Below are 12,449 nucleotides of genomic sequence, written 5' to 3'. Positions count from 1 at the left end.
TCCTCTACACGCGGACATGCCAGTTGGTCACCCGGCTGATCCGGCCACGTATCCGCGCATGAAAAACGGCGCGCCCCGGGCAAAAACGGGACGCGCCGCGGTCAGACAGACAGGCAGGCAGACAGACAGACAGGCAGGCAGACAGCCTGCCGTTGAAACGCCTGCAACGTCAGTGGCTGATCATCCAGGGCCTGGCGCCCGCGAATGATTTTGCGCCATCGGCGGCAGTGCGCGTCTTGCCGGATGCGCGTCCGCCCGAACAACATCCGCAATTCATGCCGTGGCCGGCGCGCGAACTGCGTGGCTCGTTCGCGCTGCGCTCGTTGACGGCGCGCGCCCGGTTCACGGCGGAAGACAGCGCCGAAATGGCAGGCGCTCCGCCAATAATGCGGCCCGACATTTTCCCGCATTGCGGGCAGGCGGCCGGGTCGCGCCATTGCGCCAGCGGACGCAACGCGGCGAATTCGCCGCAGCCGCCGCATGCGTAGTCATACATGGGCATCGTGAGTCTCCTAGCGGTCGCGCGACAGCGGCATGTCCACCCCGCCCTTGATGTGCTTGATGGGACCTGCCGCCGAGGGCTGGATATCGAAGTCGAAGATTTCAGTGGGCAGCCAGAGCGTGGCGCACGAGTTCGGAATGTCGACCACCCCGCTGATATGCCCCTGCACCGGCGCGCACCCCAGCAACGAATACGCTTGCGCGCCCGAGTAGCCAAACTTCTTCAGGTATTCGATGGCGTTCAAGCAGGCTTGCCGGTAGGCCACGTTCACGTCCAGATAATGCTGCTTGCCCTCTTCGTCTACTGAAATGCCTTCGAAGATCAGGTAATCCTTATAGGCGGGCGTGATCGGGCTGGGCTTGAAGATGGGGTTTTTGATGGCGTACTTTTCCATGCCGCCCTTGATGAGCGACACGCGCATGTGCACCCACCCCGCCATTTCGATGGCGCCGCAAAAAGTAATCTCGCCATCGCCTTGCGAGAAATGCAGATCGCCCACTGACAGGCCGCCGCCCTTCACATACACCGGGAAGAACACGCGGGCGCCGCGCGACAGATCTTTGATGTCGCAGTTGCCGCCGTGTTCGCGCGGCGGCACGGTGCGCGCGCCCTCGCCCGCCGCCTTGTCCCGCTCGGCGCCTTGCAGCGCCCCCATGTGCGCCGTCTTGGGCGCAGGCGGATTCGCCAAGGGCGGAACGCGATTGGGGTTGGTGTCGATCAGCGCCTGTTCACGCCGGTTCCAGGTGTCGAGCAGCTTCTTGTCGGGCAGGCAGCCGATCAGGCCGGGGTGGATCAGCCCTGCGAAATTCACGCCAGGAATGTGGCGCGACGACGTGAACATGCCGTGAAAATCCCAGATGGACTTCTGCGCATGCGGGAAATGTTCAGTAAGGAAGCCGCCGCCATTGTTGCGGCTGAAAAAGCCGTTGAAGCCCCACAGGCTATCGGGCTTGGCGCCGATATCCAACAGGTCTACGACCAGCAGGTCGCCGGGCTCAGCGCCTTCGACGCCAACGGGGCCAGACAAAAAGTGCACGGTCGATAAATCCACGTCGCGCACGTCGTCGGCGCTGTCGTCGTTCTTGATTGCGCCGCCGGTCCAGTCATAGGTTTCCAGCACAAAATCGTCGCCTGGCTTCACCCAGACGGCCATGGGGATGTCGGGATGCCAACGGTTGTGGATCTTCGGGTTCTCGTAAGGGGATTGGTCCAGATCGACTTCGATGAGCGTGTTCGCCATTCTCTTTCATCTCCAACGTAACGTGTTGATAAAACAGAACTTCAGCCGGATGCGCGTCCAATCCCTTGCGAGTCGGGTCTCTGGGTTGGATCTCTGGGTTGGATCTCTGGGTCAGCGCATAGGGATCGTTGACCTGTCAGCGATGGTAGACGCGTTGCCGCGATTTGCCATACTGGTTTTCCATGCAGTGCCGAAAGCGAGGCGCAACATGACGCGGCACCATTTCGCAGCAGTTATGATGCAGAGCATTCTTACCGCCACACCAAGGTTTTACGCATGGCAGCAACGCCCCGCCGGCCCCGTGCCGCCCTTCTGATCATCGCCGCCCTTGCCGCTTCGTCCGCCGCATTCTCCGCCGCCCCGGCCCACGCCGCCGACGACTGCGCCGACCGCATTGATGAAGGCCTGGCCAGCATCAAGCGCGCGCAAGACGTGCAGCGCACGCGCGAAGCCGCCAACGATCTGCAACTGAACCGCGAACTCTGCCAAGGCCGGCTGGACTTGCTGGACGCCCGCTTCGCGCTAAGCGATGACTTCGAAGCGTGCCGCCGCAAGGGCGTGACGTTTTCAGACAGCGTGGTGCGCACGCTGACCCAGGCGTCAGACGAACTTACCGATCTGAAGGCCGCCTGGATACGCACCTGCGGCAAGCAAATGCAGGACTGATCTGACTATCAGGCCGCGACTTCCAGGCGGGCGCTCAGCGGCTTGAAGATGGCGCGGCTGGGATCAAAGCCATAGAGGCTTTCGAATTCCGTCGCATCCGACGCCAGCGCCAGCACCGATTCCAGAATGAAGGCCGCCTTGGCGTCCGGCAGCAGCACGCTGAAATTCAAGCGCACAAAGCCGGGCTTTTCGATTTCGCGGCCATCCAGAATCGCCTGACGCATCTGCTGCGACTGTTCCGCGTCAATGTCCAACAGACGATGCACGTAAGGCCCCGCGCACGCGCAGCCGCCACGCGCCTGAATACCGAAGCGGTCGCTCAGCATGCGCGTCACCAGTTGCTGATGCACGTAGCCGCCCTTGCCGTTGCGCACGCGGAACGAGAAGATCGGCAGACGAGCAGCGGTCAAGGACCCCAGCAATTCCAGGTGTTCGTTGTCTTTCCAGGCGGCCAGCGCCTGCTGCACGAAGTGCGCGTTGCGCTGCTGCATGACGTCCGCGCCCAGCGCGTTCTTCACCAGCAACACCAGCGCCGCGCGGATATCGCCCACCACATTCGGCGTGCCCGCCTCTTCGCGGGATTCCAGGCTGCCGCTGTAATCATGGCCCGTGGGCGACACGAACTTCACGGTGCCGCCGCCCGGCCAGGTGGGCGTCGCCGTCACCACGGCATCGCGCCGCACGATCAGCACGCCAGACGCGCCGGGGCCGCCGATGAACTTGTGCGGCGAGAACACGATGGCGTCGATCTGCGCGTCGCTGGCGGGCGACATGCGGATGGGCAGGTAGGGCGCGCCGCCCGCGTAGTCCCACAGCATCTTCGCGCCCGATTGCTTCACCATCCGCGTAATGCCAGGCACGTCGGCGACGATGCCCGTCACGTTGGAAGCGGCCGACAGCGCGCAAACAACCAGCGTGTCGTCCGAGACGGCCAACGCCGTGGCCAGTTCGGCCAGGTCGGGACCGCCTTCGGGGCTTTCCGCCAATTCAATGATCTCGGCGCCGCATTCGCGCCAGGGCAGGATGTTCGAGTGGTGTTCGTACGGGCCGATGATGACGCGCACCTTTCTGCCCGCCCGCACCGCCGCGTCGACGCCAAACAGATGCACCAGGCGGTTGATGCCGGCTGTCGCGCCCGAGCCCGCGAAAATCACCGCGTGTTCATCGCTGGCGCCGCAGCATTGGGCGACGGCCGAGCGCGCTTCACGGCGCAGGCGCGTGATGAAGCCGCCGCAATAGGACGCTTCGGTGTGCGAGTTCGCGTAGTACGGCAGCACATGCTCAAGCACGAAGCGCTCAACCTGCATCAGCGCGCGGCCCGACGCCACATAGTCGGCGTAGACCAGCGGCTTGGCGCCAAAGGGGCCATCCATCATCGCGTCCTTGCCGATCAGGCCATCGGCCAGCGCGGCGGCGATATCGCCGGTGTTGAGGCTGTCTTGAAACTGCTGCAACGGCCCGGTCAATACGGGAGCCGTTGCGTGGTGCGTAGTCATGAGATGGGATTTCCGGAGCGGTGCGCGAGGGAACGCGCAATGTGCGATGTGATGCGAAATATCATACGATGGATGCCAAGTTGAAACATCACCGTTTTTTTGCTTAAAACGCGCTAAAACAGATCATATGAACGACAAACTTGAAAAAATAGACAAGCTTGATCTAAGCATTATCAGTTGCCTGCAAAAAGACGGTGCGCTGTCCCAACGCGAGCTGGCGGATCGGGTGGGCCTGTCGCAGAACGCCTGCTGGCGCCGGCTTCAGCGCTTGAACGCAGCCGGCATCATCCGCGGCACGCGCGCCGAGGTCAGTCTGGTGGCGCTGGGCCTGGACCTGACGGTGTTCGTGATGATCCGAACCAGCCACCACGCCAAGGCCTGGGCCGACGGGTTCCGCCAGCACGTTGAACGCCTGCCTGAAGTGACAGAGTTCTATCGCATCGGCGGCGACTGGGATTACCTGATCAAGGTCGTGTGCCGGGGCATGGCGGGCTATGACCGCTTCTATCAAAGGCTGATCACGGATTTTGAGTTGTCGACCGTGACTGGGTTCTTTAGCATGGAGGCCATTATTGAAAACCGGCCGCCGGACCTTCGGATGCTGGAAGACTGAACGAGCCGGTAGCGGGGGAACTTTCGCGGGCAGGCTGGTTCGAACCGCCCTGGCTTAGCACTGCACAGACTTACCCCTGCCCAGACTTACCCCCGCCTACACTTACCCCTGCCCAACCTACGGCTGCCCTCCTGGAGACCCGCACGGCCATGATTCTTTAAGCCCTCCCCCCTGTCGCCCTTTGCCGCCTTGCGCGCAAAGCGTTTTGTCGACCCGGAGAGCTATCCATGGCCCAGTCTTCCTACGCACCCACGACGCCGAACCCGGCGCATCCCACGCCGCCGTCGGCGTCTTCCTTCATCAGCTTGCGGCACGTCAGCTTCGCGCTGCCCGATGGCCGCGTCTTGCTGGATGACGTCAGCCATGACTTCGCGCTTACGCGGCAGGGCCTGATCGGCCACAACGGCGCGGGCAAGTCCGTGCTGTTACGCGTGCTGCAAGGCAGCCTGCCCGCGCAATCGGGCAGCGTCGTGCGTCACGGGCAAATCGCCTATCTTCCCCAAATCCAAACGCCTGCACCAGACGCCACGATGGCTGACGTCGCCGGCATCGGCGAGATACTTCGTGCGCTCTCGCGCATCGAAGCGGGCAGCACCCACGGCGCGGATTTCGATCTGGCCGAAGGCCATTGGCTGATCCGCCAAGACTGGGCTCGCATGCTGGCGGACGCCGCCCTGCCCGCCTGGGCGCCGGAACACCCCGCCCACGCGGCAAGCGGCGGCGAGCTGACCCGGGTGGCGCTGGCGGGCGCACTCTTGCAAGCCGCGGACGGGCTGCTGTTGGACGAACCCAGCAATCATCTGGACGCGCGCGCGCGCGACTGGCTGATGGAGAGAATCCACGCCTGGCGCGGCGGGCTGATCGTCGTCAGCCATGACCGCCGCTTGCTCGACGCCATGTCGGCCATCGTTGAACTGGACCGCGGCACGCTCAGTGGGCACGCCGGTAACTACCGTGCGTGGCGCGCGCAGCGCGACATGCAGCAGAGCGCCGCCCAGGCCGCGCTGGCGCATGCCCGCAACGAACGCGCGGCGGGGCGGCGTGCGCTGCGCGCCCAACACGACGCGCAACAGCAGCGCAGCGCCCGCAATGCGCGAAATGCGCGAGACACCAATCAGGCGGCCATCCTGCTGGGCATGAAGAAAGCCAGCGCCGAAGGCCATGCGGGCCGTGACCGGTTGCGGCGCCAGGAAACGGCCGCCGCGCTGGACGACGCGGTCACGCAAGCCGCCAAGCGCGTCGCCGCCACCCCGGACGTTGCGCTGGCGCTGCCCGACACGGCCGTGCCTCGGGGACGGCGGGTCTTGCATCTGGAAGACGCCACGCCGCCCTATCCGCTGAACGCGCAGCCCTTGACGCTAAGCCTGAGCGGCCCGTTCCGGCTCGCCATCTTTGGTCCGAACGGCTGCGGCAAGAGCACGCTGCTGTCGATGCTGGCGGGGGACTTGGCGCCCCTGCGCGGCACGTGCGACGTGCGCGTGCCGGCCGCCTTGCTCGACCAGCGCGCCTCGGGCTTGCCCGCCGCGCAGTCGTTATTGCAGACGCTGAACGCCTTACGCGCGACGCTGCCCGAAGGCGAACTGCGCAGCCGGCTGGCGCTGCTGGGCCTTGGCCCCGCCCTGGTTGACGCGCCCGCCGCCACGCTAAGCGGTGGCGAACGGATCAAGGCCGCCCTGGCCTGCGCGCTATGGAGACAACACCCCACTCAGCTGCTGCTGCTGGACGAACCCACGAACCATCTGGACCTGGCCGCCACGCAAGCCCTGGAGGAAGCGTTGGCGACATACCCCGGCGCGCTGATCGTCGTGTCGCACGACACCGAGTTCCTGGCGGCGCTGGCGCCCACGCACCAATTGCGATGGGAGCAGGACGGCAAATGGTCGTTGTTCGAAGACGATCCTATATTTCCTGGGGTTATCCCGAATGCCGCCATACCAACAAATCGTCAATAATTCGCCAACGTTTTGTCATCGATCCGTCCCTGGTCCGCCTGCCCATGTCTGTATCCCTTCGGGACGCCATTGTTTCCTCTGCCCATCTGGCCACGTCCGCCCCGCAATTGTCCGAGGTGGAATTCGGCCTGATCATCGCGTCGCACGCGTTCAATCGCTGGATGGTGCGTTGCATGGCGTGCGCGGGCTTGCCCGACCTGACCTCGCTGGACATCCTGGTGCTGAACCACGTGTTCCACCGCGGCCGCGGCAAGAAGCTGGCCGACATCTGCTTCACGCTGAATGTTGAAGACACGCATTTGGTGAACTATTCGCTGAAGAAACTGGAGCGGCTGGGTGTGGTGCAAAGCGCAAAGACGGGCAAGGAAGTCTTCTACACCACCACCGACGCCGGCGCCGCCGCCATTCAGCGCTACGCCGAAGTGCGCGAGCAATGCCTCGTCAAATCGTTCATCGACTCGCCCGCGGCGGACGACGCCAGCCACCAGTTGGCCAACACCCTGCGCGCGCTCTCGGGCCTGTACGACCAGGCAGCCCGCGCCGCCACCTCGCTGTGAGAATCCACGTTGTCTAGCACTACCCCCGCCTCCTCCGCCCCGCTGCTATCCGTGCGCGGCGTATCGGTTGACTTCAATACCGACAACGGTGTGTTCCGCGCCGTCGACAACCTGGACTTCGATGTCCGGCCGGGCCGAACGCTGGCCATCGTTGGCGAGTCCGGCTCGGGCAAATCCGTGACGTCCATGGCGATCATGCGGCTGACGGATTACTCCAGCGGCCGCATCGCCACGGGCCAGATCCTGTTTCGCGACGACCAGGGCCGCGAAACCGATCTGACCAAAGCCAGCGACGAGCAGATGCGCGCCATTCGCGGCAACGACATCGCGATGATCTTCCAAGAGCCGATGACGTCGTTGAACCCGGTGTTCACGATCGGTGACCAGATTGTGGAAGCCATCATGCTGCACCAGCAGCTGTCGCGTTCCGCCGCGCGCCAATCGGCGCGCAAGCTGCTTGAGAAAGTGCGCCTGCCCGACGCCGAACAATTGCTGGACCGCTACCCGCACCAACTGTCCGGCGGCATGCGCCAACGCGTGATGATTGCGATGGCGCTGTCGTGCCAGCCGCGCCTGCTGATTGCCGACGAACCCACCACCGCGCTGGACGTCACCATCCAAGCGCAGATTCTGAACACCATCCGCGAATTGCAGCGCGACCTGGGCACCGCCGTCATCTTCATCACGCACGACATGGGCGTGGTGGCCGAGATGGCCGACGATGTGGTCGTGATGCTGCGCGGCAAAAAGGTCGAGCAAGGCACCGTTGACGAAATCTTCAATGCGCCCAAGCACCCCTACACGCGCGCGTTGCTGGCCGCCGTGCCGCGCCTGGGCAGCCTGACCGGCCGCGACCTGCCGCTGCGCACGCCGCAAACCGTGCTGGACGGCGACACGCTGCGCGAAGTGGGCGAAACCCGCGAGCAAGACACCGCGCGCTACGACGAACCGGTGCTGCGCGTGGACAAGCTGACCACCCGTTTTGACGTGGGCCACAACCTGTTCGGCCGCGTCACGCACCGCGTGCACGCCGTGGAAGAAGTCAGCTTTGACGTCTACCCCGGGGAAACGCTGGCGCTGGTGGGCGAATCGGGCAGCGGCAAGTCCACCATCGGCAAGACCTTGCAGCAGCTCGTCGCGCCGACCTCAGGCGCCGTGCGCTACAACGGCCAGGACATTTTCTCGATGGACGCCGCAGGCCGCCAACGCCTGCGCCAGGAAATCCAGTACATCTTCCAGGACCCGTACGCGTCGCTTGACCCGCGCAAAACGGTGGCCTTCAGCATTGCCGAACCCATCCGCACGCACGGGCTTTTGCATGGCGAAGACGCCATCGCGCGCCGCGTGGGCGAACTGCTGGAGCAAGTGGGCCTGAAGCCCGAGCACGCCAAGCGCTACCCGCATGAATTCTCGGGCGGCCAGCGCCAACGCGTGTGCATCGCGCGCGCGCTGGCCAGCAACCCCAAGCTGATCATTGCCGATGAATCCGTGTCGGCGCTGGACGTGTCCATTCAGGCGCAGATTCTGAACCTGCTGATGGATCTGCAAAAAGACCGCGGCCTGTCCTACCTGTTCATCACGCACGACATGGCGGTGGTGGAGAAAGTCAGCCATCGCGTGGCGGTGCTGTACCTGGGCCAGATCGTGGAACTGGGCACGCGCCGGCAGATCTTTGAATCGCCGCAGCATGCCTACACCCGCAAGCTGCTGGCCGCCGTGCCGGTGGCCGAGCCCGGCCGCCATATTGATACGTCGCTGATCGAAGGCGAAATCCCCAGCCCGGTGCGCCGCGTGGGCGACGAGCCGGCCATCATTCCCCTGATCGAATTCGCGCCCGGCCATCAAGTGGCCCGCGCGGCGTGAAGACAACCTCTTTTTTCCTCGGTGTGATCCGAGTTCCCGTCCCTGGAGCGAACATGCAATTCCTACGCACCACCTTCACCGCCACCGCCCTGACCCTGGCGCTGGGCGGCGCGATGCCCGCCGTCTTCTCGACCGCGCATGCCGCTGGCACGCTCAGCGTGGCCATCAACCAGGACCCGGGCAGCTGGGACCCCATCGACACCTTCGTGACCTTCTGGGGTTCCGTGGGCGGCAACCTGTATGACGGCCTGACGATGCGCGGCGCCGACCTGAAGCTGCAACCGGGCCTGGCCACCAGTTGGGAGTACCTGGACGAGAACAAGCGTCTGCGCTTCAAGCTGCGCGAAGGCGTCAAGTTCCACAATGGCGAACCCTTCAACGCCGAAGCGGTGAAGTTCACGTTCGAACGCCTGCTGGGCGCCGAAGGCGCCAAGGGCCCGCAAAAGTCCAACTACGACTCCATCGGCGAGATCAAGGTCGTGGACGAATACACCGTGGACTTCATCCTGAAGCAGCCCGACCCGGTTCTGTTGACCAAGCTGGCCGGCTACGGCGCCATGATCGTGCCGCCGAAGTACATCAAGGAAAAGGGCGAGGACTACTTCAACACGAACCCCGTCGGCACCGGCCCGTTCAAGTTTGAAAGCTACCAGCCCAAGGTCAACGTGACGCTGGCCCGCAACGATGAGTACTGGGGCGGCAAGCCCAAGCTGGACAAGGTGGTCTACCGCTTCATCAGCGAACCCGGCACGCAAGTCGCCGAGCTGCAAGCCGGCCGCATCGACGTGGCCACGCTGATCCCGCTGGGCCTGATCGAGACCGTGAAGAAGTCCGGCAACGCCGACGTCATCTCGACCGGCGGCCCCGTCGCCTTCGCCCTGCGCTACAAGACCACGGGCGGCATCACGCAGAACCGTGACGTGCGCCGCGCGCTCATCATGGCGGTCGACCGCGAAGCCATCGTCAAGCAGCTGCTGCTGGGCCAGGCCAAAGTCATCGCCAGCTTCCAGGGCCCGCAATCGTTCGGCTACAACCCCGAGCAAAAGCCCCTGCCCTTCAACCCCGCCGAAGCCAAGAAGCTGCTGGCCTCGGCCGGCGTGAAGCCGGGCGCCACCGTGCAGATCGACGTGCGCGGCAGCGATTCCAACTTCCGCGAAGTGGCCCAGGCCGTGTCGGGCTACCTGCAAGCCGTGGGCGTGCGCGCCACCATCAAGCCGTATGAAACCGGCGTGCTGTTGAATGACATCATCCCGGGTGGTAAGACGGGTGAGATGTGGCAGAACCAATGGGGCGGCTGGACGTATGACTACGACAACACCGCGTACCTGATGTATCACACGGGCCAGAAGTGGAACCCGTATGACAACGACGCCAAGCTCAACGGCATGCTGGAAGCGCAACGCACCGTTTATGACGTGAAGAAGCGCGAAGCCATGCTGCAAGAGATCGCCGCGTATGTCGCCGACCAGGCGCTGGAGCTGCCGCTGTACAGCCTGAACACCATCGTGGGCGTGAACAAGCGCGTGAAGAATCTGGAAGTTCCGGGTGACATCCGCTTCCGTTTCCTTGACACCAGCGTGGAGTAAATCCCCCGAAGCGCTCGCGCGCTTCCCCCGCAAGGGGCATGCCCGCGGCCCGGCACAGCCGGCCGCGCGGCACCTTCCAGGCGGGGCAACGCAGCATTAACATTACTGATCCGCCCGGGTGCAAACCGGGGCGGCGCCTCATGACCGGATTTCTCATTAAACGCGTGTTGCAGGCCGTCTTCGTGATTGTCGCCGTGACACTGCTTGTCTCTTATGCCGTACGCCTGACCGGCGACCCCGCGCTGATGCTCAGCCAGGGTTCGGGCAGCGTCACTGAACAAGACCTGGCCAACATCCGCCAGGCGCTGGGCCTGAACCGCCCGTTCCACGAGCAATACCTGTCATACATGCAGGGCCTGTTGCACGGCGATTTTGGCCGCAGCTTCATGGGGGGCACGTCTGTCGCCAAGCTGATTGGCGACGCCCTGCCCGCCACGCTGATGCTGGCCTTCACGTCGCTGATCGTGTCCATCCTGATCTCGCTGCCGCTGGGCATCCAGGCGGCCATCAAGCGCGGCAAGTCCACCGACCAGGCCATTCGCATCCTGTCGCTGGTGGGCTTGTCGTTCCCCAACTTCTGGCTGGCGCTGATGCTGGTGCTGCTGCTGTCAATCACGTTCCCGCTGCTGCCGCCATCGGGCTGGAGCGGCCCGGCCAGCCTGGTGCTGCCGTCCTTGACGATGGCCATCATTCTTAGTGCCACCAACATCCGCCTGGTGCGCACGACGATGCTGGAAACGCTGTCGGCGCAATACATCATGGTGGCGCGCAGCAAGGGCCTGAAGGAACGCGTGGTGCTGTACAAGCATGCGCTGCGCAATTGCGCGATTCCGCTCATCACGTATCTGGGCCTGCAATTTGGCGGCCTGATCGGCGGCATCGTCGTGATTGAAATGGTCTTCAACTGGCCCGGCCTGGGCACGCTGGCGTTTGACGCCATTTCCGGCCGCGACTACCCGGTTCTGCAAGGCACGGTCACCGTGCTGGCAACCGTCATCGTCCTGGTCAACCTGATCGTCGACATCGCCTACGGCATCGTCGACCCCCGTATCCGCACGCGGTAAGCCTTATGCAGACAACCCCTACTACCGCCGCCGCGCCCAAGCCTATCAAGCCGCGCAGCCGCTACCGTTCGCTGGAATTCGTGCTGGGTGCGGTGCTGACCGGCGTCATGATCCTGCTGGTGCTGACATCGGGGTGGATTTTCCCCGATGGCGGCGAATCCATGGACCTGGCCGCCCGCCTGATGGCGCCGTTCACGTCGGCCGCCCATCCCTTCGGCACCGACCCGCTGGGCCGCGACGTGCTGGCCCGCGTCATCGTCGGCGGCAAGATCTCGCTGATGGTGGGCTTTGCGTCCGTGATTGGCGGCGCGCTGCTGGGCATCGTCATGGGCCTTATTGCCGGCTACTACCGCGGCTTCTGGGACATGATCGTCATGCGCTTTGCCGACGTGCAACTGGCGCTGCCGTTCATCCTGGTGGCCATCACGTTCATCGCCATCCTGGGCGGCGGACTGTTCAACGTGATCTTCTTCATGATCGTGTCGCAATGGGTGCAGTATGCGCGTCTGGTCCGCGCCCAAGTGCTGGCGCTGCGTGAACGCGAGTTCGTGCTGGCTGCCCGCGCCTTCGGCGTGCGCGACCTGGCCATGATCCGCCACCACATCGTGCCCAACCTGCTGGGCCCGCTGGTGATCCTGATGACGCTGAACGTCGCCAACAACATCCTGCTGGAAAGCAGCCTGACCTTCCTGGGCCTGGGCGTGGACCCGATGATTCCCAGCTGGGGCGGCATGCTGGCCGATGGCCGCACGTATATGCAGACCGCATGGTGGGTCAGCGTCTTCCCGGGTCTGGCGATCATGCTGACCGTGCTGGGCCTGAATCTGCTGGGCGACTGGTTGCGAGACCGTCTGGACCCGACCGGAAAGGTGTAAAAGATCAGATGCCCCGCAAGGGGCATTTGTCTGTG

The 12,449-nt window shown here is 64.3% G+C and carries 11 protein-coding genes; 8 read left to right on the top strand and 3 right to left on the bottom strand.

Going from position 1 to position 12,449, the window contains the following annotated elements:
- Positions 1-169 precede the first annotated feature (169 nt).
- Positions 170-502: an FmdB family zinc ribbon protein gene (locus ACFZAI_RS12350; RefSeq protein ID WP_391567141.1), complete on the bottom strand. Its 333-nt coding sequence runs from the start codon at positions 500-502 to the stop codon at positions 170-172.
- Between the two features lie 10 nt (positions 503-512).
- A complete protein-coding gene (gene fmdA / locus ACFZAI_RS12345; RefSeq protein ID WP_391567140.1) occupies positions 513-1,742 on the bottom strand; it encodes a formamidase in 1,230 nt (409 codons plus the stop codon).
- 276 nt (positions 1,743-2,018) lie between these two features.
- Between fmdA and ACFZAI_RS12340 the strand changes: the two genes are divergently transcribed.
- Entirely contained in the window at positions 2,019-2,408 is a 390-nt protein-coding gene (locus tag ACFZAI_RS12340) for a hypothetical protein (RefSeq protein WP_391567139.1), read from the top strand.
- An 8-nt stretch (positions 2,409-2,416) separates the two neighbouring features.
- On the opposite strand, the gene ACFZAI_RS12335 is transcribed toward ACFZAI_RS12340, so the two are convergent.
- Entirely contained in the window at positions 2,417-3,904 is a 1,488-nt protein-coding gene (locus ACFZAI_RS12335; protein ID WP_391567138.1) for an aminotransferase class V-fold PLP-dependent enzyme, read from the bottom strand.
- Positions 3,905-4,031: 127 nt separating this feature from the next.
- Here ACFZAI_RS12335 and ACFZAI_RS12330 point away from each other — a divergent pair, with 127 nt between their 5' ends.
- The 7 genes from ACFZAI_RS12330 to ACFZAI_RS12300 all read left to right on the top strand — a co-directional run bounded on the left by ACFZAI_RS12330 (position 4,032) and on the right by ACFZAI_RS12300 (position 12,414).
- Positions 4,032-4,517, top strand: coding sequence for an Lrp/AsnC family transcriptional regulator (locus ACFZAI_RS12330; RefSeq protein WP_391567137.1), 486 nt, complete (start codon positions 4,032-4,034; stop codon positions 4,515-4,517).
- Positions 4,518-4,744: 227 nt separating this feature from the next.
- Positions 4,745-6,469, top strand: a complete 1,725-nt coding sequence (locus tag ACFZAI_RS12325) for an ATP-binding cassette domain-containing protein (RefSeq protein ID WP_391567136.1) — start codon at positions 4,745-4,747, stop codon at positions 6,467-6,469.
- A 44-nt stretch (positions 6,470-6,513) separates the two neighbouring features.
- The gene (locus ACFZAI_RS12320; RefSeq protein ID WP_391567135.1) at positions 6,514-7,026 is read left to right on the top strand and encodes a winged helix DNA-binding protein; all 513 of its coding nucleotides are present in this window, start codon (positions 6,514-6,516) and stop codon (positions 7,024-7,026) included.
- Between the two features lie 9 nt (positions 7,027-7,035).
- The gene (locus ACFZAI_RS12315) at positions 7,036-8,889 is read left to right on the top strand and encodes a dipeptide ABC transporter ATP-binding protein (protein WP_391567134.1); all 1,854 of its coding nucleotides are present in this window, start codon (positions 7,036-7,038) and stop codon (positions 8,887-8,889) included.
- 53 nt (positions 8,890-8,942) lie between these two features.
- Positions 8,943-10,475 carry an ABC transporter substrate-binding protein gene (locus tag ACFZAI_RS12310; RefSeq protein ID WP_391567133.1) on the top strand — a complete coding sequence of 511 codons (1,533 nt, stop codon included), beginning with the start codon at positions 8,943-8,945 and terminating at the stop codon, positions 10,473-10,475.
- A 140-nt stretch (positions 10,476-10,615) separates the two neighbouring features.
- Entirely contained in the window at positions 10,616-11,539 is a 924-nt protein-coding gene (locus ACFZAI_RS12305) for an ABC transporter permease (RefSeq protein ID WP_054424801.1), read from the top strand.
- A 5-nt stretch (positions 11,540-11,544) separates the two neighbouring features.
- Positions 11,545-12,414: an ABC transporter permease gene (locus ACFZAI_RS12300; protein ID WP_391567132.1), complete on the top strand. Its 870-nt coding sequence runs from the start codon at positions 11,545-11,547 to the stop codon at positions 12,412-12,414.
- Positions 12,415-12,449 lie beyond the last annotated feature (35 nt).

This window comes from Achromobacter sp. NPDC008082 (assembly GCF_042957345.1).
In the GTDB taxonomy this organism is placed as follows: domain Bacteria; phylum Pseudomonadota; class Gammaproteobacteria; order Burkholderiales; family Burkholderiaceae_B; genus Achromobacter; species Achromobacter kerstersii_A.
This window is presented reverse-complemented; position numbering and strand designations above follow the sequence as displayed.

Bases quoted from the DNA above. Each gene is read 5' to 3' on its own strand.
- ACFZAI_RS12350 (WP_391567141.1), bottom strand. From the start codon at position 502: ATGCCCATGTATGACTACGCATGCGGCGGCTGCGGCGAATTCGCCGCG.
- fmdA (WP_391567140.1), bottom strand. From the start codon at position 1,742: ATGGCGAACACGCTCATCGAAGTCGATCTGGACCAATCCCCTTACGAG.
- ACFZAI_RS12340 (WP_391567139.1), top strand. From the start codon at position 2,019: ATGGCAGCAACGCCCCGCCGGCCCCGTGCCGCCCTTCTGATCATCGCC.
- ACFZAI_RS12335 (WP_391567138.1), bottom strand. From the start codon at position 3,904: ATGACTACGCACCACGCAACGGCTCCCGTATTGACCGGGCCGTTGCAG.
- ACFZAI_RS12330 (WP_391567137.1), top strand. From the start codon at position 4,032: ATGAACGACAAACTTGAAAAAATAGACAAGCTTGATCTAAGCATTATC.
- ACFZAI_RS12325 (WP_391567136.1), top strand. From the start codon at position 4,745: ATGGCCCAGTCTTCCTACGCACCCACGACGCCGAACCCGGCGCATCCC.
- ACFZAI_RS12320 (WP_391567135.1), top strand. From the start codon at position 6,514: ATGTCTGTATCCCTTCGGGACGCCATTGTTTCCTCTGCCCATCTGGCC.
- ACFZAI_RS12310 (WP_391567133.1), top strand. From the start codon at position 8,943: ATGCAATTCCTACGCACCACCTTCACCGCCACCGCCCTGACCCTGGCG.
- ACFZAI_RS12305 (WP_054424801.1), top strand. From the start codon at position 10,616: ATGACCGGATTTCTCATTAAACGCGTGTTGCAGGCCGTCTTCGTGATT.
- ACFZAI_RS12300 (WP_391567132.1), top strand. From the start codon at position 11,545: ATGCAGACAACCCCTACTACCGCCGCCGCGCCCAAGCCTATCAAGCCG.